Origin of the sequence: Chryseobacterium sp. MYb264, from assembly GCF_035974275.1 — a bacterium.
In the GTDB taxonomy this organism is placed as follows: domain Bacteria; phylum Bacteroidota; class Bacteroidia; order Flavobacteriales; family Weeksellaceae; genus Chryseobacterium.
In genome coordinates, this window is sequence record NZ_CP142422.1 from 229,081 (window position 1) to 254,884 (window position 25,804).

Consider the following 25,804-nt stretch of genomic DNA (forward strand, 5'->3'; position numbering starts at 1 on the left):
GTTTTTTGAAGATTACTTTCTAATGATTTCAAAATCTTTAGAACCTTTTGGTTTGTGGAGCTTTACTCCCCAACTTGTCACCCTTCCTTTTGGGGTTTTACTCATTAATGCAGACCAGCTTTTGTATTTTCCATCAGGAATTTCCAAAGAAACTAATCTTCCGTTTGCATACAATTTCATTACATAATTGTTAAACGGCTGCATATTATTAACACATAATTTTGACATCTTTGATTTATTTTCTTCGTAGTCAGTTTGAGATTGTTCAGCCGTTGTATATGTACAAATATCCAGTTCATAGTTTTTATTTTTGCCAAGATTTAAGTATTCGTCAATCTTTCCTTCATTTAACATCTTGCTGAATTCATTATATTTCGTTAAAACTTCTTTTTCTAAATTCTTTTTATCCATTTTAGATAAATCTTCGCTTTCACTCCATCCTTTTAATTTATACGGTAAATCTTTTATGTCTAATTCCCATTCCTGTTCCCAATAAGGAACTTGTGAAGGTGGTGGGATGATTTTAAGTTCACTGCCTCCATAATCGATTTCATTAGTATATCCCAAAGGAACATTTGGATCTTTATTTAATTTTACAAAAAAAACATGCCAGCGACTGTCTTCTCTTGTATAAATATCTCTTGGATCTAGCAACCCTTTTTTAGAAAAAATATCGTCTACTGTAGGCAGATATCTTATTTTCAGTTTGTGTTTTCCGTTTTCTAACAGATAAGGATTAAGCTCTGTTGTATTGTTCATATTATCCTCATAAAAGTAATCGATCAATATATCATCTAAATAAAGTTCATAGGGGGTTAATGCATTTACATGCACTGCGTAAGTAATTCTTTTTTCAGCAGGTATTTTCTTTACGATTTCAAATGCTTTTTTATTGATACTTTGTGATTTATTCTCCTGGTAGTTAATTAGTAAAACTATTAAGAGTAAATAAAATCTAATTTTTCTCATCAGTGTTTTTTGAAGATTATTTTCTGATGATTTCAAAATCTTTAGAGCCTTTTGGTTTGTGTAATTTTACTCCCCAAGCACTCATTCTTCCTTTATCACTTTTACTCATTAAAGCTGACCATCTTCGATATTTTCCATTAGGTACTTCTAAAGAAACCAATTTATCGCCAGCGTATAATACCATTTCATAATTTTCTAAGGGAAGCATATGACCTTTTGCTCTTAATAAATTATCTTTTCTTTCTTGAGATGTATAATATTCTAAATCTTCACCATACGTAGCAACAATTACTTCTTCATCTTTTTTTATTCCTAATTTTAGGTAATCATTAACTTTTCCTTCATTCAATAAATTTCTTTGTTGTTCAAAAAAGGTAACCACCTCTTTTCTTAATTGATCTTTATCCATTTTAGATAAATCTTCGCTTTCACTCCAACCTTTCAATTTATAAGGCAAATCTTTTATGTCTAATTCCCATTCCTGTTCCCAATATGGAACTTGTGAAGGTGGTGGGATGATTTTAAGTTCACTGCCTCCATAATCGATTTCATTAGTATATCCCAAAACAGCATTTGGATCTTTATTCAGTTTTACAAAAAATATATGCCAGCGACTGTCTTCTCTTGTATAAATATCTCTTGGATCCAATAATCCTTTCTTAGAAAACATATCGTTTACTGTAGGCAAATATCTTATTTTAAGCTTGTGTTTTCCGTTTTCTAAGAGATAAGGGTTCAGCTCTGTTGTATTGTTCATATTATCCTCATAAAATCGATCAATAAGAATATCATCTAAATAAAGTTCATAAGGGGTTAGTGCATTCACATGAACTGCGTAAGTAATTCTCTTTTCGGAGGGTATTTTGTTTACTATTTCCATTGCTTTTGTGTTGTTTGCTTGTTCTTTTTTTTGACAATTGATTAATGAAGTTATCAAGAGTAAATAAAATGTTATATTTTTCATATTCTAATTATCTTTGTTAAAAATATTTATTTCCCATGGATCTTTCGGATCTATAATTGAACGTATATAATCTGGTTCTTCATCTGGTTCTGAAGATTCTTCATCTGAATTATTTGTCGAAGCTTTCAATTTTACCCAAATTTTTGCACTCAATCCATTAAATTTAAGGAGTGCCGGACCTTTATTTTCTCTCTTATCATAGGTTATTCTGGATTCAAGCTTCATTTCGCCTTCTATTTTACCTTCTGCTTTACCACTACCGACCCCTTGTATGCTTACATTGATGTCAATTCCCGACCTGATATATATAGTTATTGGCAGATCAACCTGAATTTCACCGCCATCCCAACCGTCTATACTGTGATATTCTAATGCCTTTAATTCTACATTCACATCAACTGTAAATCCTATGTATATAAAATAATCAATTCGCACAGCGCCCAAAGTCAGATAATTTACTTTTTTTACGACTTGGGAAATTCTATGCATTGCCTGCCCAATCGGTCCTATAAATTGTGCATAATACAACAGATCCAACTCCCCTTTAACAGCAAATAATGGTTTCGCGGCAAATGCCAAGTTATAAAACGAGCCAATATTGTTTGGCATTTTTTTGCTTTGGGTAAACTTTCCATAAATTCCCCCGCTAAAACTAGGCATAGAAAGTTCGACTCTGAATGGGAGATTTTTTGCTTTTCTTTGTCTCCATCTTTGGGTCATTCTTCTCTCAGGTTCCCTTCCGTCAGATGCCCTTTCGGTACCAATGCCAATACTTTGTTCTGTATCTTCTGCTTCATCAGCAAATGAAAGGGCTCTCACTAATTCGTAAGTTTTCAGAAAAAAACTAATGGCTTGAAAAAGAGGAAAGCCATCACCTAGAGAAAGAGAATGTTCCTCTCCATTCAATTTGTACCCAGCATCAATCCCCAATTCATATTTCTTATCCCGAAGTTTCCAGTTTTTACTATGTTCGCTACGCCTTGCACCTTCTACTCTTTGATTTTGATTTCTCTCTGTAGTAAAAAGTCTTTTTTGATAATTAGTTGCTTGTGCTACTGCGAGAGGAGAATCTGTTTCGTACTTCACATTAATCCACCATTCAAAGTCCGGATACACCTCAATTTTTGCAATTTGATTGGGATAGCGGCAAGTAGAAATTGGAACAAAATAAGATTGTTTATGCGCCTCCTTCATAAAGATATATCTGGCGACCCAAGCAGTAGACTGCATATTCATATATGCTGTTGAATGTATGGCATCTACAGTATATCCTAAAATTTTTTGTAAAGCACTTTCATAAGTTTTATTATAAAAATAATGAAGCATTAATTTTAATCTATGATCACTTTCAAATTCGTAATCAATTCCTTCCGTCCATTTTTGAGCTTGTGACGGGTTATAAGATTGATCAGTTTTTATGACATCATAATCATTTTCATTTTTTCTGGAGTCAGAATATAGACCTGCATTTTTGAGTTGCTCTTGGTGCGTATTATCTTTTTCAGTATAATATCCATTTTTACCTCTTTTAGCAGCAAAAACTTTATCTACCTGAAAGACATTTTTCTTATCATCATGCTTTTGACCATCCTCTAATAGTAAGCCCTGACAAAAGACTCCTTTTGTCTTAAGATTATATAAAACAATAGTAATGTTTCTTGTTTTATCTCCCGCAATTATAGCAAATACATTATCAGTTTTATCTATTATTTTATCGGTTGCATCTTCATTAAAAAGAATAAATTTATCGCGTTCTTCATCATCATCCTGTATGGTTATCTTAGAATATCCACAAGGATCATTTTCTTTATGAAGATATTTAATATCCCCAATATACTGTATCATATTGGTTTTCTCAATTTCAATTCTTCGATAGATCATCTCCATGGTATCAAACCTTACCTCAATAAAAGGCTGCATTGGCAGATCTTCCCATTGTCCTGTCTGGGCATTGAACATTCTCCACTGCTGAAAATCGGTGTAGGTATTGTACGTTCCGGAAACGAGCATATCCTTTAATCGGGTTTCATAGTCGACGGGATTATTAAGTTCAGGATTTTGCGCTACTGAAAAATCGCGATTGGTGATATAGGCCTGTAGTTTGATATAATATTTCTGAGACTGGTTAGGCTTTTGGTGTGTTCCCAGGTCTCTCCATTCCGGATTAATAAAGAGATCAAATTCCTTGTATGAATTGTAAGATGTGGCATCGATCGTCTCCATAAAGGAGTCGAGAACCACCTCTTCGTTATCTTCGTTCATAAAAAATACTTCTCCCCGTATATTGCAGGTTTTGGTACTGTCGATGGCCTGTTTCCTGAAATCCGGCAATAAATGATTGCTGATATTCACCTTAGCGGACATCCCGTACAGATGCAGCTTACTATTATAGCCCGGCGGAAAATCAGCCTCATTCGCTGAAGGCGGTTTGATATACGCATATCTGATGTGCGGAGCTTTGATATACACCAGTTGTAGGTTCTGACTGGCAAATTTTCTTTCCGGATAATAGGTGTAGGGCATCAGCAGATAAATGTTTCCTGCGGTAAGCTCATTTGAAATCATATCAAGGTTGAAGTGTACGGTATTCCCCGAAAAAGAGAAGAGGATGTAAGGCTGGATCTTCGAAAATATATCCTCATTGCCGTAGGTGTTGGTTTTATTTTCTTTATTATACTCCGCTACCATTTTATTCCAGATAATTTCTTCTACCACAATCCATTTTACGGCAGGGAAATTTCCTTGATAATCTACCGCTTCACGGCTCATGCATTCCTTGTCGATATAAGCTTCTATATCGGTATTGATATTTGAGATTTCAATATACGCATCACGAATCGTGTACGATTTGGATGGCTTTAGTTTAATATTAAGAATTCCTCTGGGCATTGTAATTTATATTTCGGATTTGTTTTGTGGCTTTTTCTCAAAATTTTTCATATTAACAACAGGAAGAATATGCTGCAGCAGTTCTTCATCTGCATTATTGAAATTCTGTTTGCTAGGTTCTGCCGTCTGCCCTGATCTCAGAATACTGATGCAGTCTTTACCTCCGATGGGGCAGGTCGCTTTACTGTCCTCGGTTAAAATATATCCCTTGGGCGGATCATAAAGCACCTTTTCGTAGTAGTTACTCCATGAGGTTACAGATGCAGTGCAGGGATTATTATTCATCTTTGAGCAGTTTCCGAATGAATTTTTTTCAAAGGTGGTGCCTATATCTTTGTGGGTGGCGGCCAGCTTGCTTTTTCCCTGATGATCGTTGAGGTAGTATTTATTGTGGGTAAGCACCTTCAGCCGATCGGTCGTTTTACCGAACATGCAGCTGCAGATGGCGCCCTGTACGATTTTTTCTTTCAATGCCATTGTATATTGTGTTTTAATTTGTTATAAGTTGAGTCGGATCAATATGATAGTTTGCAAAAGCATTTTCTATATAATTTGAAAAATAATCTAGTGCTTTCCTGTAGACCCCTTCCTTGGTGGTCATAAAAAAATGATAAGTATCATTTTCCTCATTATAGCGCATTTCTCCTTTATTAAGGGTAAAAGATTCATGTTCAGATTCATTAATGATAACAAAAGAGGCATTTCCATGCTCAGTATGCATCCAGGAGTTTCCGGAGTCGTCAGTAAAGTTGATATAACTTCCCAAGCTGTAATTTTCGATAAGGCTCGCTTTGGTTTCCTTATTTCTCATCTTGAAACAATAGTCTAAAAAATTATTTCCGGCCTCCGCATGTTGTACTATAATAGGAGATCTGTACCTTAAATGAGCTAAAGGGCTGAACAGTTCAATAGGGAATGACGGATAGATTTCGTTGTAAGGATTGGTAAAGATATTGACCTTATTTTTTATAAATCGTGAAAAATATCTTGCGGCAATATTAAAAATTTCTTCAGCCGTCTGGGTATGTTTAATATGAAAACCATTGTCATAAAGCGTAGCTCCAGAAAGGAAAACTATTTTATAATGATATTGTTCACACTCATATTCGGTGTCATCTTTTCCGGTATATATCCATTTGTTTCCGTAGGGATCCATGAATACTAATGTATTTTCAGCCCTATTAAAATGAAGACAAAATCCTTCAAAGGTATGATACAGCTCAAAAGAATCGAAATAAGTAATTCTTCTGATACAATCCTCATAATCGTATGAATAAAAGTCACATAGGTTTTGTAAATAATATTTTGCGATCATCTGTGTCTGTTTTTATGATTAATTTTTTTGTTGATGTGGTTTATCCGAAGAAATCCCAAAATCCTTTTTTCTTCTTCTTTTCCATATAGATTTTATATTGTGCATTCTCGAAATCTATCCATTGTTGGCGGGTATAGTTCACCCCGTCGTAGGTTTTATAGATTTCCTCATCCTCGTCTTCGTCCTCATCATATACCAGAAAAGGACTTCTTTTTTCGGCGGGAGCGGTTTTGTTTTTTTCAGTATTCTGCTGGTATTGTGTAAATTCAATTCGCCTGACAGGAGTTTCTTTGCCCTCAGAATCTTTTGTGTATACCTCAAAATAGGCTCTGATATGCATTGGGAAAAGATGGAAAACATCCAGATCGAAGAAAACGTGCACTTTCATAAAGAAATCGTCTGTCTTCATGCCCGAATTTTTTGGTATAAAATATTCTGCTGCTTTAATTTTAAAAGATTTGAATTGAATTTGTACCGAGTGATAGCGGGTAATTTCCGGGTTAATTTCTTGTATCCCTTTGAATTTTACCGGGTTTTTATAGGGAACAACGGCCAGTGAAAGTTCAGTTTCTACCTTGTGAAGCGAACTGTAGTTAACGTAAAGGGGATGAAAGAATAAATTCCAGAACCAGTCATATTCCATACTCTTTTCAAAGGTTTTTCGGTCTTCAAGATTCCGTTCAAACGCTTCGTAAAAAGACTTTGCAATAGGCGTGGTATATTTTTGGGTGGCAGAAAATTTATTTCAGTGCCATCGGCCGTTCGTGATTTCATTGAAATTGGTAATCCCGGAATAATTTCCTTTTTCATCTGTTCCTACCTGAACAGGATGAATCGTTTTAGCCAGATCTTCGGCAATACGCTCATTGATTAAATCGGGCTGATGCCTGTTAAACCAAAAATGCTTTTTATCAATATTCAACAGATATCTGTTTTCTTTGGAAGTCAAAAGGATATTAATCGTATAGTCTATTCTTTTGGAAACTGAGGTGTTTGCTGCATCAAAATATTTTATTGTGGTAGCATAATTACGGGATCTGAGCCCTCTGAAATTGGGGGAAAGAATATGATCCTTGAGAGGTATGGTTTTGTTTGTCATCATGTTGTGTGTTTTTATCGAAGATTAATTGAGATCGGAAAATCAATTATCTTCTTACAATGTTACAAATTATTTCTCAAATTAATGATATCTAAATAAATAAAAATTTTGTTTAAAAATAATTCCTGTTGGAATCGTTTACAGAAGATTTCTAAGTGATTTTGAGTTTGTTTTTCTTAGTATGGTGATGGAATGGTAAGCAAATTTTGTACTTCAAATAAAGCTCTTTCATGATAAAATTTTATGTTTAAACGTAAAAATTAAACCTAAAAAATTCATAAAACACTTTCAAAAGACACAATTTTAAAAATGAATTAAGTAGTTTTACCTTAAATTTCAATTTATTTTCACTGAACAGCATTATGAAAGATATTAAAATGATTGTAACGGATATGGATGGCACTTTTCTGAACTCTTCCCACGAAGTAAGTCCGGAATTTCCTGAAATCTATGAAGAACTGAAAAAAAGAAATATCCTCTTTGTTCCTGCGAGTGGCAGACAAATGTTGGGCATCACTAAATATTTCGGGGCTATTGAGAACGAAATGGCTTTCATTGCTGAAAATGGGGGATATGTTATTTATAAAAATGAGGAGCTTTTCGCGGATCAGCTGGATCAGCAGTATATTGCTGAAATTATCAGAGCTATCCGTCATATTCCGGGGGCAACGGCTGTTTTGTCCGGGAAGAAAAAAGCGTATGTGGAAACGGATAATCAGGATTTTATCGATTATATTTCCCAGTTTTACACCGATAATGAAAGAAGAGAAGACCTGACAGAGCCTGTAGACGACAGCATCTTTAAAATTGCAATTTACCATCCTGAAGGTTCGGAAGACAATGTATATCCCGTTGCCAGAGCATTTGAAAAATACGATCTGGAGGTCGTTGTTTCCGGACAGTACTGGCTGGATATTATGAATAAAAATATCAATAAAGGTATTGCGTTAGAGAAACTTCAGAAATCCCTGAACATTACCCCTGAGGAGACCATGGCTTTTGGTGATTATATGAATGATATTCAGATGCTTGAAAACTCAAAATATTCGTATGCAATGAAGAATGCGCATCCTTCCGTGAAGAAAGCTGCCCAATTTGAAGCTTGCTCGAATGACAATTTTGGGGTGCTGGAAACAATTAAAGAATATCTGAAAAGTAATTAGTCATTCCTTAAAAACCAAGTAATATTTTGATTATCAGTTTTATGCACTTATATTTCGTAAAAAATCGTTGTAAAAAATTGCAATAAATTGTATTTTTAGGATATAAAAAGTGGCAAAATGTTAGGCAAAATAAGAGAGGATTTACAGCAGAATTTATTCAAGACCAGGCTTACGGAGCTTATTAATATGGAGCATCCGGTGGTAAAATTAGCTGGGGAGATTTCCTGGGATAAAATGGAGTCAGAGTTTGAGAAATTATTTTCAGAAAACGGAAGACCTTCTATTGCTATCCGTAAAATAGCAGGAATGCTTTTGCTCAAGGAAATGTTTAAAGAAAGTGATGAAAGTGTAATAGAGAGATGGATTGAGAATGCGTATTGGCAATATTTTACCGGAGAAACCTTTTCCCAGACAGAGCAGCCTTTCGATCCGAGCAATTTTGTACACTTCAGAAAAAGAATTGGAGATAAGGGTTTGGAATTTCTTTTGGGACAAAGCGTTTCTCTCCATCCCAAAGCCAAAACAGAAGATGAAGTTCAGGTAGATACGACGGTTCAGGAGAAGAACATTACCTTTCCTACCGATGCCAAATTAGCAAAAAAAGTAATCGACAATTGTAGAAAAATAGCAGAAAAAGAGAGCGTTGTACAAAGACAAAGCTACAGAAGAGTGAGCAAACAATTATTGCGGGACGCTTTTTTTGGACATCATCCCAGAAGACAGAAGAAGGCAAAAATGGCGAGGAAAAAGCTCAGGACGATTGGTAAAAGAGTTCTTCGGGAATTGGAAAGAAAACTTCCTAAAGATGTTTTGAAAGGCTACGAAGACGTTTTTAAAATTTACCTTAAAGCACTCACCCAAGAACGTACCACGAAAGATAAAATTTTACAGTCTTCACGAGCCACAAGTTGCGTGTATTGCGAAAGGAAAATCGGGAAAAGCATACGAGTTTGGGACAAAAGTAGCAGTAGTAAGAGGTCGGAAAACAGGGATCATCAGCTCGGTAAAGAGATTTTCTGGCAATCCTCACGATAGTAAAACTCTTGAAGAATCATTGGCACAGAGTGAGAGGGTAAGAAAATCCGTTGGCGGAACAAGACCTACGAAAGCCACTACAGACAGAGGATTTAAAGGAATCAAAGAAGTGGAAGGAACAGCAATTTTGCTTCCCGCAAAAAAAGAAAAAACAAAATATGGGCAACAAGTAGCCAGATTAAGATTCCGGGCAAGAGCAGCCATAGAACCTTGTATATCTCTCATTAAAAAGAAACCACTCCTTAGGATTAAACTTCCTGAAAGGAGTGGCTGGAGATATTAATAATGCATTATTAGCAGGGATTGGATACAATTTGAAGATGAGATTGAATCAAATCAAACAACAAATTCTTCTTTGGCTCGAACTTGTTCTCCGAATCTTTTTAGGCAAATATAATTTTCAAAGTCAAAAAACAGCTTTTTAAGGAGCGACTAATTAAATTTTAGCCACGAATGCACGAATTTTATTTCCCACAGATTGATAGGATTTTCGTGGGTGGGGCTGTTTCTGTTGGCTTTTCGCAAAGTCGCAAAGGTATTTTTTAATGCTTTATGTTTTTAAGTCGCAAGGATTTTATCAAAGATAAAATTGAGGGCTGCATATTATCGCCACGAATGCACGAATTTTTTATTTTCCACAGATTGATAGGATTTTCTTGGGTGGGGCTGTTTCTGTTGGCTTTTCGCAAAGTCGCAAAGGTATTTTTTAATGCTTTATGTTTTTAAGGCGCAAGGATTTTATCTTTGATAAAATTGAGGGCTGCATATTATCGCCACGAATGCACGAATTTTTTATTTCCCACAGATTGATAGGATTTTCGTGGGTGGGGCTGTTTCTGTTGGCTTTTCGCAAAGCCGCAAAGATTTTTTTAATACTTTATGTTTTTAAGTCGCAAGGATTTTATCAAAGATAAAATTGAGGGCTGCATATTATCGCCACGAATGCACGAATTTTTTATTTTCCACAGATTGATAGGATTTTCTTGGGTGGGGCTGTTTCTGTTGGCTTTTCGCAAAGTCGCAAAGGTATTTTTTAATGCTTTATGTTTTTAAGGCGCAAGGATTTTATCTTTGATAAAATGGAGGGCTGCATATTATCGCCACGAATGCACGAATTTTTTATTTCCCACAGATTGATAGGATTTTCGTGGGTGGGGCTGTTTCTGTTGGCTTTTCGCAAAGCCGCAAAGATTTTTTTAATACTTTATGTTTTTAAGGCGCAAGGATTTTATCTTTGATAAAATTGAGGGCTGCATATTGTGGCCACGAATGCACGAGTTTTATTTCCCGCAGATCACAGATTTTCGCAGATGATACCGTTAATTTTTTTGATAAACTTTTGACACATCTTGGTGAGCTTTTATAAGTAGAACGGCTTTGTGAAACTTAAGACATTTAGTAATAAAAATCTTCGAGACCTTAGTGTTCAATTTATAAGTTCATATCATAAGTTGCTATCATTTGCTGAGTAGAACGCCCTTGCGATCGAAGAATTTTCGACATCATAAAATAATAAACTTAGCGTTCGATAGCATTAAAAATCTGCTACGAATGCACGGATTTTTTCCCATAGATGATATAGAACAAAAAAGGCTACTTCATATAGAAATAGCCTTTGATATTTTTACTGTATTACGGTGCTTCTTGTTCGAACTGTATGGGCTGAGAAATAGCCTAATGCACCATTGCTGATATTGCTTGGCGGATTAGTTGGAGTCACACCTCCGCCAGGTCCACCTCCCGAAAGTTGCAGCAGAGCAGAGTAGTAGGTGTATACACTTTGGTCGATACACTGCATTTCCACATGAATGGTGTCGCCCACAACTACTTTGATGTCATCTACTTCCTTATCGTCGTTTGGAAGAATCAGAGGTCTCTGATTCGGCATTCCGTTGTTGACGTTATCAGAAAATTCAGAAAAAAACTTTTTAGGATTGTTATTGACGGTATAACTGAACAGATAACGGTTTCCTAAAGCCGGAGGATCTGTAAAAATGGGTAAAAGTGTATAGCTCGTTTCGCCGCCGACTGCAAAAGAATCCTGTTCAAGATCTTCAAAATCTACAGCATCAGGCATTGTACTTTGTGCCGTGTATTGCTGTCCTTCCGCAGTGATTTTTAAAGTATAAATTTTTCCGGACTGTCCCACAAAAGTTGAGGTTTGATAGGTTCCGTTCCCAACATATTGTAAAGTTTCGGTTTGTCCTGAATTGTCACTTAAAACTACCTCAGCATCAGCAATGACAGGATACTGATTAGCATTAGTAAATGCTACAGACTTAGTGATTTTCACAAAATAAGGTCCTGCCTGGTCAGTTACATTTCCTTCGATAACAATTTGTCCGCTCTGATCTTTAAGGTCGAGATCGATTTCCTTTTCACAAGAGGTCAATAAAAAAAGTGATAATATGATTAAGAATATATTTTTCATGAATTAAAATTTGAAATTATAAGTGATGTTCGGTACCCAACGGAATAGGGAAGTCTGCATGGCGCGGGTCGTTCCCGGCTTGTCAGGATTATCTTCAAAGGTAATGGTGTAGGCATTTTCTCTTCCGTACACATTGTAAATACCGAACGACCAAGATCCTTTAAAACGTTTGTTGGAACCTACACTCGGTTCGTAGGTGGCACTCAGATCCATTCTGTGATAAGCTGGCATACGGTCAGCATTTCTGTTGCTGTACTGGAAAACGGTTTGCCCGTTCAGTTCGTATTTTCCGGTTGGGAAAGTCACGGCATTTCCTGTGCTGTAAAGGAATAATCCTGAGAAAGACCATTTTGGATTCAGTTGATAGGTGGCCACAATAGAAAGGTCGTGGGTTTTGTCCTGTCTGGCATTGTACCAGTCGTTATCATTGATGCCGTCGATTTTTCTTTCGGTTTTAGATAAAGTATATGAAATCCATCCTGTCAGCTTGCCACTTTTCTTTTTAGCGATCAATTCGAGACCGTAGGCTCTTCCTTTTCCGAAAAGCAGTTCACTTTCCACATCGGCTGCTGTATCAAATGAAATCTGGGCTCCGTTTTTAAAATCAATTTGATTTTGCATGGATTTATAATACACTTCAGCATTCAATTCATAATTATTATTGCTGAAGTTTCTGCTGTAACCAACACTTACCTGGTCTGCAATTTCAGGCTTTACGCTGTAGCTGCTCCCAATCCACTGGTCGGTAGGGTTTCCGCTACCACTGTTGCTCAATAAATGAAGATTTTGTGTGTTTCTGGAATAGCCTCCTTTTACGCTGCTTACTTCATTTATTCTGTAATTGGCACTAATTCTCGGTTCTAAATTCACATACGTTTTCCCGAATTTCCCTTTTTCCAAAAACTCAGAGCCGATCAGATTACCATTTTCATACGTGTTGAAGGTATCGCCACCCAAAACACTGAACATGGAAAGCCTTAATCCATAATTAACGGTCAGCTTTTCTGTCGCTTTAAAATCATCATTCATATAAAGCGCATTTTCCCATGAATATCTCGGGTTTCTCGGAAAACTGCTGACGCTGGTTCCTGAAGCACTGCTCGGTGTTATGGTATGATAAATAGACTGCAAACCAAAACGAACCGAATGCTTATTTCCCGCAAACCACGTGAAATCCTGTTTTAAATTCCAGTCTTCGATCTGAGAATCCAGCCCAAACGTGTTATCATTGCTGGTTAAACTCACATTATAGTTGTAATTGCTGTAAATAAATGAGGTGTTTGAGAATAATTTACTGTTGATGATGCTATTCCAACGAAGCGTTGCCGTCGTATTTCCCCAATCGGTTGAAAAAGTATCGCCTAATCCCAAAACATCTCTTCCGAAATATCCTGATAAATAAAGGCGGTTGTTATCATTGATCTGATAATTGGCCTTTAAATTTAAATCATAAAAGTAAAGCTTGCTGTCTTTGAAATCGTCCGTCGATTTTAAAAATAAATCGGCATACGTTCTCCTTCCTGAAACGATGAAAGATGATTTTTCCTTTTGAATAGGACCTTCTACGCTCAATCGGCTGCTGATTAAACCAATTCCTCCATTGACGTTATAATCTTTATTGTTTCCGTCCTTCATTTTAACGTCCATCACGGACGAAAGCCGTCCTCCGTATTGTGCCGGGCTGTTTCCTTTGATGATACTCGCATCTTTCAAAGCATCACTGTTGAAGGTGCTGAAGAATCCCAATAAGTGTGATGCATTATAAACAGGAGCTTCATCAAGCAATATTAAATTTTGGTCGGATGCACCTCCTCTTACACTGAAACCGCTGCTTCCTTCGCCGTTACTTTTAATTCCCGGCAATAATTGAATGGTTTTCATAACATCTTTTTCACCAAACAAAACGGGTAGTTTTTCGATGTTTTTGATGCTTAATGTTTCCGTTCCCATTTGTGCGGAGGTCAGGTTTTTATCTTTTTTAACGCCGGAAATCACAACTTCATCAATTTTTCCTGTTCTTTCCTCTACTTTTTGTTCGGTTTCTTCCTCGCCGGAATTCAGTTCGAGGTTTTGCTTAATATTATCTTCAACATAGATGCTTTGTTGAAAATCTTTGTAACCCGGATTGGAAACAATCAGCGTGTATGTTCCTTTTGGTACTGATAAGGAGTAGAAACCATACTCATTGGCAACCACGGAGATCGTGGGATCTTCAGCGACTCTTATGGTGACGCCAATGAGTAATTCTCCATTTTTTTTATCTTTTACAGTGCCGCTTACCGAGTACTTTTGTTGCGCAAAAACGATTGTGCTAAAACAAATTGCTGCCGCGGAAGTGGCAATTTTCAAGGATAATGTCTGCATTTATAGGTGTTTAATGTGATGAAAATCTGAAAATATTAAATTTAATTTTCTTTAGACCAATTTACATGAACACAAAGTGAATTTTTGCTGTTCAGCCTTATATTTTTAAGGGTAATTAGAGTAAACTGGTTAAAGTTTTTAATGTGGTACAGTATATTATCGTAGGTTGAAGCAAAATATTGTTTACAGAAGAAAAAAAGTCTTTAAACATTACGTTTAAAGACTTTTTTGTGGTTGGGAGTCTGAAGCTGGAGGATGTAAGTTTAGGAAAGTTCTGAATTAAGGGAAGGTTTGTCTCTTATCACGATCATCACTTCCTGGCTTCCATCCTCCATCCTCATCAATCTCTATTCTTCATCAAAATCCAACCTGTAAATTTGATCTGAGGTTTATCTTTTGACGGTTCATCCCAGGTTAAATGGTACCAGTACGTTTGGGTAGGTACTTTTCTTCCCTGAATAGTTCCGTCCCAAGTGTAATTATTAAAAGAAGTTCCTTCAAAAATTTTATTTCCATATCGGTCATAGATAGTGAATGATAAATTTTTCTTGTATCCTAATTCTGAATAATTGATGGTATCATTGTATCCGTCGCCGTTTGGAGTGATTACATTCACTAAATTCGGAACCGTAACAGTCACCACTACAGGATCACAGTTGTAGAAATCTTTTACGTAAAATGTATTTTCACCTCTTATTAAGTTGGAGAAGACATTCGATTCCTGCCATTTAATTCCATCTAATGAATACTGGTAAGGTGCTCTTCCGCCTTTCACTTCAACTGCAGCTGTATTTCCTTCCAAGTGTATTTCTTTAATAACAGGAGATTCCGAAGGGATCACTTTTACTTCCTGTCTCAAAATACAGTCTCCGGTTTTAAGATCCACCCAATAGGTTCCTACGCCAATATTGGTGATGCTCTGCGTGGTCGCTCCGGTACTCCATAAATAAGAGGTAAATCCACTTCCTGCGTCCAAAGTTGTTGTATTTTCAATACAGATAATCTGATCTTTCAGGATGGTGGAGTAGACTGGCGGAATGACGTTGAGTGTTACCTTAGCGATACTTCCGCATCCATTGCTGTTGATTACTTTGATATAAGCAGCTCCGTTGGCAGAAATATAAGCCAGAGGATTGGTAATTTCATTGATTTCTGCAAGTGCATCATTGTAATTCGTGAAGTATTTCTTGGTAATCCCTGTTTCCGTAGTTACTGCCGCAACGGTAAGATTAAAAGTTCCTGTAGAAACATTATTCATATTGAAACAGGTTCTGATCGTCACATCATTGACAGTCGGAACCGGATAGTGTTTCAATGTAATTTTAGCAATCGCTGTACAGCCTGTAGACGTATTTATTTTAACATAGACCTCTCCTTCCACAGATGAAAAGGTGGCCGGATTGGTAATTTCATTGGTTCCTGCATTTAAATCTGCAAGTGTTCTGTAATATTGTTTGGTAACGTTGGTCTGGGTCGTCACATTGGCCTGTGTAAGATCAAAAACAGCCTGGCCATTCATCGGACAGCTGAATAAGGTCACATCGGTCTTATTCACAGGTTGAGGTGTCAAAATAATCTTCGCATCAGGGTTGTCACAAAATGTTCCGCTGTTGTCTTTTACAATCACATTCACGGTAGTGTTTGCCGAAAACTGATAATTAGCCGGATTGGTAACCGGAGTTCCGTTCACCACATAGGCAAAGGTGTAATTTGCTGGATTATTGACAAACTGAGACGTAAATGAGGTTAAATCTGTTGTCACAACACCTGTCAGTGCATTGGGACAAGTCTCTGAAGGCGTCACCGTTTCCTGAAGCAAAGGAACTTTATCAACATATACTTTTACATTCTTAATGGAATGTCTCGCACTTGCCGCCCCTGTAGAAGCTGAAAATCCGAAATATCCTTGTGTCATTGTCGCTGCTCCGCCGGAAGGGGCAAAAGATTGATTAACAACTGTATTATTATCAATTTTAATAGTAATGATCCAATTCGCAATATTATTAGGATCCACTTCTCCGTTTACCTCAACATGCCTGTAGGTGCTTCCGACAAAAGGAATCGTCGAAATAAGATCGGGAGTGTGAAAGCTGCTGTTGGGAGTATTATTGTATTCAATATTATTATTTCCGGCTGGAAGATTATTGGTTCCGTACAATACATGGACTTTGCTCATCTGGCCTTCCGAACTGTTGTTGAATATGTCGAATGCTACCATCAGCCCACTCGCATTGCTCGGAATTCCCAAGCCTCCACCCTGAACATACGATGCCGGCGGATTGGCCAGATACCAGAATGCAAAACCGTCGCCTCGTCCGTAGCTGGTGGTTCCGTTTCCGTCTATTCGGAAATCAAACTCTACTTTCCATTTATCGCAGTATTTAAGATTTATAGGATCATCAAGCTTAATTCCTCCTACCTGACTGATCTGGTCTGCCGTAAGCTGTATAAAATCTGTATTTACCGTAGCAGAAGGAACTAAGCTCCAGCCTGCGGTATTCACCGGATTTCCGGAAAGCTGATAAGACTGAGCTTGTACGTGATGACAAAGAGCCAGAAGCGCAACAAAACCTGTAACTAAAAACTTCTTCATGATATAAATGTTTAAACGCAAAACAAAAGGCTCTTTAAAAAAAGCCCTTTGTTTTATAATCAAGTGTATAGAATATTAATTTTTGATAATTTTTTTAGTGATCGTGTTTCCACTTTTTAGTTTAATTTCTACAATATACAATCCTTTTGGAGCAGATTCCAGATTAACCTGATTGTTGCTGAAGGATACATTTAATTTTTGTCCTGTTACATTGTAAACATTTACACTATCAACTAAAGTATCTGCTTTAATGTAAAGGATGCCTTTGGTTGGGTTAGGGTAGATTCCGACGTTTGCTTTTGACTTAATAATATCCGAAGTTCCAAGTGCCGCAGCTTCTTTGATACATCTTACAGACTGTCCGCCGTCTCTCCCCATGCTGTTGGTCATTGCTATATTTGCACTTACATATAAATGCTGTCCGGAACCCGTATAAGGAGATGAGCTACCCGTCCACAGATAAAGAAGTCCTCCTGGAGAATAAATTCCGCTATAATCTTTATATCCGGCAGCAACAAACTTTAAATTGCTTGCAAATGCTGAAGTTAAATCAGAAATATTTTCAGTAGTAAGAATATTTTGAACCTCATCTACTATAGGTAATCTCCAGTTGGTTCCGATAGCTTTACAAGGATCAACTCCCGTTGTGCTGCTTGCTGCAGATACTGTTTCTCCATCCCATTTGTCAGTGGTCTCGCCATCTTTCCACCAGTTTGAGGCTGAATTGTAACCCGCTGAATAGAAAGAAGGGCTTCCGTTGGCAATTCCCTCTGGGTTATTGGGTGATGGTGCCGTTCCTGTTAATGGTGAATTTCTTTTTTGATGTCCGTCTGCCCATCTTCCCCACTGGAAGAAGTCTCCGTACGCATTCTCATCGGTAAGACTCTCCGCTACTTTGGTACTTCCTAAGTTTTGCTGTAACCAAACTTTTCCGTCATTACCTCTCACTGTGTTGTATGTAACCGATTGCCCTGCGTACTGAAAAGTAACACAGCCAATATCTCCAGGGTTATTCCCGGGATCTGCGTTATTGCAGGCTTGTGAATTATCTGCCGGTAAAGCAATTCTTTTCACGATGGTATTATCTTCAGAATAGGCTAAAACAAGGTAATTATTCGTATTATCTACTGCCAGATCGTTGTAGGTAGCTTCTCCGTCAGAAATAAAATCACCACCGAAAGTTTCCCAGTTTTGAGTTGTGGTGTCTAGTTTGTAAGCTGTATTTCTTAAAAAGTTATCATCTTCCCATCGGCTGGCTACCACGTAAGGTACTCCTGCTGCTGTTACCGCCAGGGCTACATACTGCGTTTTCCCGTTTGAGAAATCAGCATTTCCAACTTGTGTCCAGGAAGTTCCGTCGAATTTCTTTACATTCACTTTTTTTGCTACAGAAGTCGTAGAAACATACGCCACGTAAAGATTATTATTAGCATCAATTGCTAAGTCAGATGAATAGTTCTCTCCCGACGAAGCGCCGTCAACAATACTTCCGCCTACTAAAGTCCAGGCGTCTGAAGATGTTGCATTTACACTGTTTTGATAAACGCGGAGGCCTCCCGAAACATTCGCTGTATACACCGTATTATTAGTCCCGATTACCATTTCTGCAAATTCGGCTCCGCTGGAAAATCCAGCATTTCCTACCTGCTCCCAAGCTCCGTTTACATAACGTTTTACCGTGCCGCTGCCGTAGCTTCCGTAAGCAAATAATACATTGGAAGGAGAAACTGCTGATGCCTGATAATTGGTTGTACTGGTGCTTACTTTGGGAAGTACTGTCCAGGAAGATCCGTCGAAATGTCTTGCCTCAAAACCTGTACCTTGATTGGTATAATATAAATTTGCTCCCGAATTATCGATGGATAAAGAGTTGTAAGTCGCGTAGCTCGTTGTAATTCCTGCGCTTCCTCCAACATAAGACCATGACGTTCCGTTAAATTTCTGAACCGAACCTTTTTCAGCTGCCACGTCGTAATAAGACAGGTAATAATTTCCGACATTATCAATAACCAGGTTATTGAAACTGCTTCCACCCGCCGAAACGGTAGAAACTCCTCCGACATTTTCCCATTGTTGAGCATGTAAATTACCCAAAACAAGTAATCCGAATCCGATTCCCAATTTTTTTAATAAGGGATGTGCAATCGTATACATAATTTTTATTTTTAATTATTCTAAATAACTTTGCAAAATTATGGGGTAGATCCATATTTTTATTATCATTTCCGAATATCTTGTTATCTGGGATTATCAATTTTAATTGAAAATGTGATTTATAGTAAAAAAATAAAGTCAGCGAACGTATATATTCACTGACTTTATTGATAACATTAATAAAAATTGTCAGGCTTTTGCGCATTACTTTTCGGTAAGCCATTGATTAAGATCTGACAGCATGGAAGAGTTAATAGTATGATCTTCATTGTATTTGTGAAACTGCGGCTGTACATGTTTCGACTGTAAAAAATCAAAAGCATCTACAGCATATTGAAATTTCAGAACCGAATCGTGGGTTCCGTGTGATATAAATATCTTAAGCTTCTGCAATTCGCTATCTTTGGCAATGAGAGGTTTTACTTCAGGAAGAAGTCGCCCACTCATTACAGCAATTCCTTTTATTTTTTCAGGTGCGGTCAGAGATACGCTGTAGCTCATAATTCCGCCCTGACTGAAACCAGCGAGATAGACATTATTTTCATCAAACTGTTCTACCTTCTTTAAATCATCAATAAATCGGATGATTTCTATTCGTGAATTTTCTGCCTGTTGCGCATTGATAACAGAACCTTCTGGGATAAACTGTACCTGAAACCAGGCATAACTGTTTTCCCTCAATGTTATCGGACCTCTTACCGAAACGATCAAAAAATCATCAGGTAAAGATTCTGTATAGGAAAACATATTTTTTTCATTGCTTCCGACACCGTGCAAAAGAATGATAAGCGGTGGGTTGAGTGAAGATGTTTTTGGTTTTCTCACCAAATACTGTAAATGGGGGGATGGGGAAGTTGTTGTCATTTTAAAACTGAAAAAAAATAATAATAAGGTAACTAAAGAAGCAGATAAAAACTGATGTTTTGTTTTTATCATGCTTTATCAATTTTCACGGACATCATATTGAGTGAACCGGCCACCAGTTCATCATTGAAAATCGTTACTTTTTCATCTTTTTCCTGAAGCCCTAAAATATAAAGCAAAGGAAGATAATGCTCAGGAGTAGGTATAGACAGCTGAACCTCTTTTCCCAGTTTATCATACTGAATTAGAGATTTATGGTCACCGTCCGTAATCAGCTGCTTTAATTTTTCGTTGGCGGCAATCGCCCAGTCATAACCAAAACCGGGAGTCATCATTTTGTCCCATGCTGCCATTCTGAGGTTGTGTACGGTATTTCCGCTTCCGATAATAAGGATGCCTTTTCTTCGTAATGCGGCCAGTTCTTTACCTAAAGCATAATGAAACTCCGGACCTTTTGTATAATCGATGCTCATTTCAATGATCGGAATGTCGGCATTGGGAAAGAGGAATTTTACAACCGTCCAGCATCCGTGATCCAAGCCCCATTCTTCGGTAAGACCTATATCGACAGATGAGATGAGTTTTTTTGTTTCAAAGGCCAGATCAGGGCTGCCGGGAGCAGGATACTGCACATCAAATAAAGCCTTAGGAAATCCTCCGAAATCGTGAATGGTTTCCGGATGTTCCATAGCGGTGACAAAGGTTCCTTTGGTTTCCCAATGTGCCGAAATACATAATATTGCTCTTGGTTTCGGAAGTTTTTGGGCAACTGCCTGAAATCCCTGGGTGAAAGTATTATCTTCCAGCGCATTCATCGGATTGCCGTGTCCCAGAAATAAAACGGGCATTCGTTCCGTAGGCGCCAGGTTATCTGTTAAGCTGTGGAGGGTATTCAGCTTCATTGCTGCCGCTCCGAGAGGTAAAAGTGCCATCGCTTTTAAAAAATCTTTTCGTTTCATACATTTTTAGAGACAGATTATGATCTGTTTAAAATTATGATACAAATTTCATCAATTTCAGTTGGCAGGAGGTAACACTTTTGGGAAGAAAAGTTGTGATTTTAAGAAATAATTTTGGCCATTTCTTTCTTGTACTCGGTAGGAGTGAAACCTGTTTTTTTCTTAAAAGCATGAGTGAAATAGGTTTTTTCTCTGAAACCCAATTCGTAGCCAATCTCAGCAACTGTTTTATCTGTACTGATTAAAAGACTTTTAGCTTCTGTAAGTTTGCGGATTTCTATAATCTCTGAAACACTCTGATGAAAAATATCCTGACAGATCAGATTTAGATTTCTGGTCGTCATGAATAGTTTTTCTGCATAAAAGTTAACATCTTTAGCTTCTCTGTAATGCTCTTCGAGGAGTTTTAAAAAATTTCTGAAAGTCAGACTCTGAATTTTTGTCGATTCATCATTATTGAGACTCAGTTTTTTCCGGTCGGACTCGATGATGGTGAAAAGGCTGCTCAGTAATTGACGGATAATGGAGAGATCTGGGCTTGGCTGAAGATATTCCTGCTCCATAATTTTACAGATACTGTCTAATCTCCCGAAACAGTCATCGGTTTTCAGGCTGATATTGGCTTTTTCATGGTAAGAAGAATACAGCTGAAAAACGGTTTCTGCAATAAATTCCCTTTTAAAACGGATAGCCCAGATATCGCATTTTCCGTCTTTCGGAAGTGGTTTTACGCGATGGGTTTTCCCCTGCGCAATGAAGCTTACAAAGGGGGCTTCTATCAATTGGGATTTGAAGTCTATAAAATGTTCCAGATACCCGGATTTTCCGATAAGAAGTTCTTCGAAATCATGATGATGAGGTTCATTTTCCATTTGGCTGATTTTTGCAGCTTCTTCTACATCGATGGTAAACATTTTAAATAACTCAGTCATGAGCATAAATGTAAAAAAAATTAGATTAAAATTGATGTTTTAATGTCAAAAAATGAATTAATGATAACAATACAATCCGGCTAGAGTGAGTTGAGAAAGTGTAGAAAAACCTCAAATAAATACATCAAGACAAAACCTAAAAAAGAAAATTTGTAAGTAAAAATTTTAAATCTTTTACTACTTTTATATGCATTAAATTCAAATTACGACGTATGAATATTGATCTGACTTCAAAAAAAGCTTTGGTAGGCGCTGCCACACAGGGAATCGGGGCGGGAATTGCCACCGAACTGGCCAGAAGCGGTGCCCATGTAACGGTGATGGCTCGCAATGAAGAAAAGCTGAAAAGTTTTGTTGCTTCACTTCCCATCGTAAATGCTCATCAGAAACATCATTATCTGGTGGCAGATTTTGGTAATTTCGAGCAATATAGAAAGATAATTACTCAGTTTTTCCAGCATCATTCTATTGATATTCTGGTGAATAATACAAATGGCCCTGAGCCGGGGATTGCTTTAGACAAAATTGTGGATGATTATCAGAAGGCCTTTGATCTGGTTTTTAAAGTGGTTTGTGAAACCACCACTTTGGCATTGCCTTATATGATTAAGCAAAAGCATGGCCGCATTATTAATGTTTCTTCTCTGTCGGTAAAAGAGCCGATTCCTAATCTGGTTTTATCAAACTCTATCCGTTCTGCGACGGCGGCGTGGGCAAAAACTTTGGCGAATGAAGTGGCACAGTATAATGTAACGGTCAATAATATTCTGACCGGATTTTTTGATACAGACCGTATTAAAAAATTGATCGATCACGAGGCTGAGCAAACCAGTAAGTCTGTTGAAGAAATAAAAAAAGGAAGGGAAAATAAAATTCCAATGAAAAGGTTGGGAAAAACAGAAGAGTATGGACATTTGGTGACTTTTTTAGCTTCGGATTATGCTGCTTATCATACAGGAACAAGTATTCCTCTGGATGGCGGACTGAATAATTCTTATTAAAAATTAATTTTTGTATAATATCAGCCTTTAATCCTTTGGGTTAAAGGTTTTTTATGCTTCATTATGAAACAAAAGATGATTTTTAACACTTTTTAATTCAATAAAAATACCTAGATTTGCAATTATTTTTATTGATTCTAATTAAGGTTTTCATGAGGACGGTTTTTCAACATTATTATTTTATTTCTTTTTATACTTTTAAAAGTCAATCTTTTAACAACTGCTTTAGTTCTGAAAATCATCAATATTCTTTTATTTTAAATTAATCTTATTCAGCTGTAATGAATAAATCTGTCGCAAGCATTTTGATGATTTGTGGTGCCATTTACATCAATGCCCAAACTTCATCAAACTTAAAAAATGATTCGTTAAAAGTGCAATCGATTGAAGAAGTGATTGTAACTTCATCTTATGGAACTAAAAAACTGAAAGAAGAAGTTGTTGGTTCTATCGTTACCCTTACAGAAAAAGATATCCAGACTTCACAACCGTATGAAAGTATTGATAAAATGATTGCCGGGCAGGCGCCGGGTGTTCAGATTGTGAATAATACGGAGTTGGGGAAGCCTGTGAGTATTAATATCAGAGGGCTTGGTTCTTTAGTTCCAATTTCAGGCATGATAGGAACTTCTACACAGCCATTAATTATTGTAGATGGTGTTATTATGCGTGAAGATAATCCGTTTGACCAAAATTTTTTCGACGGAACCGGGCAGCATTCAGAGATGAATATCAATCCGCTGGCGAGATTTAATACTGATAATATTGAAAGCATTAATATTCTTAAAGATGCAGCTGCAGTAGCACTTTATGGTGCTGAATCTGCGAACGGAGTAATATTAATAACCACTAAAAAAGGAAAAAAGGGAAAACCCACTTATTCATTTACCACACAGTATGGGGTTTCTCAAAGTATTAATAAGATAAAGTATCTCAGCGGAGAGCAATATTATAAGCTGTATACAGACTATACCAAAAATAACGGATCAAAGGATTTAAAGCCATGGAATGGAGTAGACGTCAATTGGTTTGATGCCATGAATGGAAACGGAGATTTTTACAAAACCAATTTTACAACCAGCGGTGGCGGAAAATACATTACGTATCGTGTAGGATTAGACTATTCTAAAAATAATGAATCTAAAATTTTCAATTCGCTGGAGAAAAAAGGGATCGATGCAAGCATTGCTTTTGATTATAAAAAGCTTAAAATAAATCTCTACGCGGCTTATAATAATTTTGTTAAAGATCAGCCTAATACTTATTTTAATTTTATTCTAGCGCCTGATAATGAGATTTATAATCCAGACGGCAGTTTTGCAGATACTGATTTTAATCTAACTCCCAACCCGTTAGCGGCAGCCACACAAAATATCAGTAATGTAAAGAATAACTCTTTAATCTCCAGTTTAAATGTGAGTTATGAATTAGCAAAGGGACTGAAAGTAAGCAGTTTATTTGGATTAGACCTTTCTGATAAAAAAAATACAGACTGGAAATCAGGACTTAACGCCAGCGGAATCACGGGTAAGAATTACGGAAGGAGCAGAATAAGCACTTCCGACAGTAAGAAATGGAACTGGAGCACACATCTGTACTACGAAAAAAACTTTTTAGAAAAACATCATGCCGATATTTTAATAGGAATGGAACTTCGCCATAATAAAGATTTTAAAGAAATCAATATGGGGGTTAATTTCGAGAATTTTGATACCTTCCAACTTCCCCAGTCTACCATTGGTACTTTTACTTACAGATCCTTGACGAATGAAGACAGCGGGAGAAGTTTCTTTTCACAGTTGAATTATGATTTCAGTAAAAAATACTTCCTATCTGCTACTATAAGAAGAGATGAAAGTTCTGCATTCGGAAAGGATGTAAATGCTTCTATTAATGGAGGAATTGGTGCTTCCTGGGTAATCTCCAATGAAAATTTTTTGAAAAACAGTTCTGTTTTGAGTTTCTTACGACTTCGTACTTCTTGGGGAATGACGGGGAACTCCAGAATAGGAAGTTACCGTTCTTCAGGTTTGTATAATATAGGTTATAATGGATTTATATATGAATCTGAATATGCTACTACAGACGGTTCTGCACCACCAAACAGAACATTGAGCTGGGAAAAAAATGAAAAATTGAACCTTGGCTTAGATTTTAATCTTTTTAGCAAGATTGACTTTACCGTGGAAGTTTTCAGAAATAACATTTCTGATATGATTGTAAACCGGGATGTACCCGTAGAAACAGGATATAGCACTGCGGAAATAAACGGAGCAGATATGTATAATCAGGGGATCGAATTTTCTGTACGTGGAAATTGGTTTAAAAAGAAAAATTTCACATGGAATACAAGTTTTAACCTGGCAAGTGTAAAAAATAAAGTCACCAGCCTTTTCGGGCTTGAAGAGAAGTATTCTTCAGCAGCAATAGCAAGAGGGCAGAAAGTAGGGGTGCCCACTTCTGCTATTTGGGGATATCAATGGCTGGGAGTAAATCCCGCCAATGGTCTCGATACCTATATGATAAATGGTGAAATAAAAGATGCCGGACAGTTTACCGCAAGCAATACTTCACAATATACCGTGATTGGTAATTCTCAACCGGATTTTACCGGTGGTTTAAGCAATCGGATTAGCTATAAAAATGTAAGTCTTTCATTTCTCATCAATTTTGAATGGGGAGGAGATGTTTTGGTTGGATCAGAGCTTATTGACAAGTACAATAATCTAATTAATAGAAATATGAGTGTAAATGCTCTGGATTATTGGACAGCACCAGGAGATATCGCTGAAAATAGGAAGCCTACCAGTAAGACGACCATTGCGAATTCAAGTAAATATATTTATGATAACAGTTATATTAAACTTCAGAATATCAATTTAAATTATCAGCTTCCATTGCGGAAAATAAAAAATAATTTTATTAAAAGTGCAAGCATTTTTATAGACTGTACCAACGTTTTGTACTGGTATAAAGAAAAATCTCCAGCGGGTAAAAATGGAATTCGTGAGTTCAGATATCTGTATCCTGAAATGAGAACTTTCAGTTTTGGTTTCAGAGCTAATTTTTAAT

Annotated in this window: 19 protein-coding genes; 5 read left to right on the forward strand and 14 right to left on the reverse strand. The window is 36.9% G+C overall.

Annotated elements, in window-relative coordinates:
• Positions 1 to 12: 12 nt before the first annotated feature.
• The 7 genes from VUJ46_RS00965 to VUJ46_RS00995 form a co-directional block, all read right to left on the reverse strand.
• Complete coding sequence (locus VUJ46_RS00965) at positions 13 to 969, reverse strand: hypothetical protein (protein WP_326983150.1); 957 nt, start codon at positions 967 to 969, stop codon at positions 13 to 15.
• A 16-nt stretch (positions 970 to 985) separates the two neighbouring features.
• Entirely contained in the window at positions 986 to 1,933 is a 948-nt protein-coding gene (locus VUJ46_RS00970) for a hypothetical protein (RefSeq protein ID WP_326983151.1), read from the reverse strand.
• 3 nt (positions 1,934 to 1,936) lie between these two features.
• Positions 1,937 to 4,822, reverse strand: a complete 2,886-nt coding sequence (locus VUJ46_RS00975) for a hypothetical protein (RefSeq protein ID WP_326983152.1) — start codon at positions 4,820 to 4,822, stop codon at positions 1,937 to 1,939.
• 6 nt (positions 4,823 to 4,828) lie between these two features.
• Positions 4,829 to 5,299, reverse strand: a complete 471-nt coding sequence (locus VUJ46_RS00980; protein ID WP_326983153.1) for a DUF4280 domain-containing protein — start codon at positions 5,297 to 5,299, stop codon at positions 4,829 to 4,831.
• A 13-nt stretch (positions 5,300 to 5,312) separates the two neighbouring features.
• Positions 5,313 to 6,137 carry a hypothetical protein gene (locus VUJ46_RS00985; protein ID WP_326983154.1) on the reverse strand — a complete coding sequence of 275 codons (825 nt, stop codon included), beginning with the start codon at positions 6,135 to 6,137 and terminating at the stop codon, positions 5,313 to 5,315.
• A 40-nt stretch (positions 6,138 to 6,177) separates the two neighbouring features.
• On the reverse strand, positions 6,178 to 6,780 hold the full coding sequence (locus VUJ46_RS00990; RefSeq protein WP_326983155.1) for a hypothetical protein: 603 nt from the start codon (positions 6,778 to 6,780) through the stop codon (positions 6,178 to 6,180).
• A gap of 102 nt (positions 6,781 to 6,882) precedes the next feature.
• The gene (locus VUJ46_RS00995) at positions 6,883 to 7,239 is read right to left on the reverse strand and encodes a hypothetical protein (protein WP_326983156.1); all 357 of its coding nucleotides are present in this window, start codon (positions 7,237 to 7,239) and stop codon (positions 6,883 to 6,885) included.
• 359 nt (positions 7,240 to 7,598) lie between these two features.
• Here VUJ46_RS00995 and VUJ46_RS01000 point away from each other — a divergent pair, with 359 nt between their 5' ends.
• The 3 genes from VUJ46_RS01000 (at position 7,599) to VUJ46_RS01010 (ending at position 9,717) form a co-directional block, all read left to right on the forward strand.
• Positions 7,599 to 8,399: an HAD family hydrolase gene (locus tag VUJ46_RS01000; RefSeq protein WP_326983157.1), complete on the forward strand. Its 801-nt coding sequence runs from the start codon at positions 7,599 to 7,601 to the stop codon at positions 8,397 to 8,399.
• Positions 8,400 to 8,516: 117 nt separating this feature from the next.
• On the forward strand, positions 8,517 to 9,434 hold the full coding sequence (locus VUJ46_RS01005) for a transposase (RefSeq protein WP_326983158.1): 918 nt from the start codon (positions 8,517 to 8,519) through the stop codon (positions 9,432 to 9,434).
• On the forward strand, positions 9,316 to 9,717 hold the full coding sequence (locus tag VUJ46_RS01010; protein WP_326985132.1) for a transposase: 402 nt from the start codon (positions 9,316 to 9,318) through the stop codon (positions 9,715 to 9,717). Before VUJ46_RS01005 ends, VUJ46_RS01010 begins: the two co-directional genes overlap by 119 nt.
• Positions 9,718 to 11,058: 1,341 nt before the next feature.
• Here the strand turns inward: VUJ46_RS01010 and VUJ46_RS01015 are convergent.
• The 7 genes from VUJ46_RS01015 to VUJ46_RS01045 form a co-directional block, all read right to left on the reverse strand.
• Entirely contained in the window at positions 11,059 to 11,865 is an 807-nt protein-coding gene (locus tag VUJ46_RS01015; RefSeq protein ID WP_326983159.1) for a DUF4249 domain-containing protein, read from the reverse strand.
• Positions 11,866 to 11,868: 3 nt separating this feature from the next.
• Positions 11,869 to 14,229, reverse strand: coding sequence for a TonB-dependent receptor (locus VUJ46_RS01020; protein WP_326983160.1), 2,361 nt, complete (start codon positions 14,227 to 14,229; stop codon positions 11,869 to 11,871).
• 340 nt (positions 14,230 to 14,569) lie between these two features.
• Positions 14,570 to 16,822: a T9SS type B sorting domain-containing protein gene (locus VUJ46_RS01025; RefSeq protein WP_326983161.1), complete on the reverse strand. Its 2,253-nt coding sequence runs from the start codon at positions 16,820 to 16,822 to the stop codon at positions 14,570 to 14,572.
• A gap of 75 nt (positions 16,823 to 16,897) precedes the next feature.
• Positions 16,898 to 18,976 (reverse strand): T9SS type A sorting domain-containing protein, encoded by a 2,079-nt coding sequence (locus VUJ46_RS01030; protein ID WP_326983162.1) that lies wholly within the window; start codon positions 18,974 to 18,976, stop codon positions 16,898 to 16,900.
• Positions 18,977 to 19,180: 204 nt separating this feature from the next.
• Positions 19,181 to 19,912 carry an alpha/beta hydrolase gene (locus tag VUJ46_RS01035; RefSeq protein WP_326983163.1) on the reverse strand — a complete coding sequence of 244 codons (732 nt, stop codon included), beginning with the start codon at positions 19,910 to 19,912 and terminating at the stop codon, positions 19,181 to 19,183.
• Complete coding sequence (ygiD, locus tag VUJ46_RS01040) at positions 19,909 to 20,799, reverse strand: 4,5-DOPA dioxygenase extradiol (protein WP_326983164.1); 891 nt, start codon at positions 20,797 to 20,799, stop codon at positions 19,909 to 19,911. Before ygiD ends, VUJ46_RS01035 begins: the two co-directional genes overlap by 4 nt.
• Before the next feature lie 101 nt (positions 20,800 to 20,900).
• Positions 20,901 to 21,731, reverse strand: a complete 831-nt coding sequence (locus VUJ46_RS01045; RefSeq protein ID WP_326983165.1) for an AraC family transcriptional regulator — start codon at positions 21,729 to 21,731, stop codon at positions 20,901 to 20,903.
• A 212-nt stretch (positions 21,732 to 21,943) separates the two neighbouring features.
• On the opposite strand from VUJ46_RS01045, the gene VUJ46_RS01050 reads away from it, so the two are divergent.
• Both VUJ46_RS01050 and VUJ46_RS01055 read left to right on the forward strand, forming a co-directional pair.
• The gene (locus VUJ46_RS01050) at positions 21,944 to 22,732 is read left to right on the forward strand and encodes an SDR family oxidoreductase (protein ID WP_326983166.1); all 789 of its coding nucleotides are present in this window, start codon (positions 21,944 to 21,946) and stop codon (positions 22,730 to 22,732) included.
• A gap of 281 nt (positions 22,733 to 23,013) precedes the next feature.
• Positions 23,014 to 25,803 (forward strand): SusC/RagA family TonB-linked outer membrane protein, encoded by a 2,790-nt coding sequence (locus tag VUJ46_RS01055; protein ID WP_326983167.1) that lies wholly within the window; start codon positions 23,014 to 23,016, stop codon positions 25,801 to 25,803.
• The last annotated feature ends 1 nt before the right edge of the window (position 25,804 follow it).

Coding starts and splice junctions, on each gene's coding strand:
- ygiD (WP_326983164.1), bottom strand. CDS start 20,799: ATGAAACGAAAAGATTTTTTAAAAGCGATGGCACTTTTACCTCTCGGA.
- VUJ46_RS01030 (WP_326983162.1), bottom strand. CDS start 18,976: ATGTATACGATTGCACATCCCTTATTAAAAAAATTGGGAATCGGATTC.
- VUJ46_RS01045 (WP_326983165.1), bottom strand. CDS start 21,731: ATGACTGAGTTATTTAAAATGTTTACCATCGATGTAGAAGAAGCTGCA.
- VUJ46_RS01035 (WP_326983163.1), bottom strand. CDS start 19,912: ATGATAAAAACAAAACATCAGTTTTTATCTGCTTCTTTAGTTACCTTA.
- VUJ46_RS01005 (WP_326983158.1), top strand. CDS start 8,517: ATGTTAGGCAAAATAAGAGAGGATTTACAGCAGAATTTATTCAAGACC.
- VUJ46_RS00965 (WP_326983150.1), bottom strand. CDS start 969: ATGAGAAAAATTAGATTTTATTTACTCTTAATAGTTTTACTAATTAAC.
- VUJ46_RS01025 (WP_326983161.1), bottom strand. CDS start 16,822: ATGAAGAAGTTTTTAGTTACAGGTTTTGTTGCGCTTCTGGCTCTTTGT.
- VUJ46_RS01000 (WP_326983157.1), top strand. CDS start 7,599: ATGAAAGATATTAAAATGATTGTAACGGATATGGATGGCACTTTTCTG.
- VUJ46_RS01020 (WP_326983160.1), bottom strand. CDS start 14,229: ATGCAGACATTATCCTTGAAAATTGCCACTTCCGCGGCAGCAATTTGT.
- VUJ46_RS00980 (WP_326983153.1), bottom strand. CDS start 5,299: ATGGCATTGAAAGAAAAAATCGTACAGGGCGCCATCTGCAGCTGCATG.
- VUJ46_RS00975 (WP_326983152.1), bottom strand. CDS start 4,822: ATGCCCAGAGGAATTCTTAATATTAAACTAAAGCCATCCAAATCGTAC.
- VUJ46_RS00985 (WP_326983154.1), bottom strand. CDS start 6,137: ATGATCGCAAAATATTATTTACAAAACCTATGTGACTTTTATTCATAC.
- VUJ46_RS01055 (WP_326983167.1), top strand. CDS start 23,014: ATGAATAAATCTGTCGCAAGCATTTTGATGATTTGTGGTGCCATTTAC.
- VUJ46_RS00990 (WP_326983155.1), bottom strand. CDS start 6,780: ATGGAATATGACTGGTTCTGGAATTTATTCTTTCATCCCCTTTACGTT.
- VUJ46_RS01050 (WP_326983166.1), top strand. CDS start 21,944: ATGAATATTGATCTGACTTCAAAAAAAGCTTTGGTAGGCGCTGCCACA.
- VUJ46_RS00995 (WP_326983156.1), bottom strand. CDS start 7,239: ATGATGACAAACAAAACCATACCTCTCAAGGATCATATTCTTTCCCCC.
- VUJ46_RS00970 (WP_326983151.1), bottom strand. CDS start 1,933: ATGAAAAATATAACATTTTATTTACTCTTGATAACTTCATTAATCAAT.
- VUJ46_RS01015 (WP_326983159.1), bottom strand. CDS start 11,865: ATGAAAAATATATTCTTAATCATATTATCACTTTTTTTATTGACCTCT.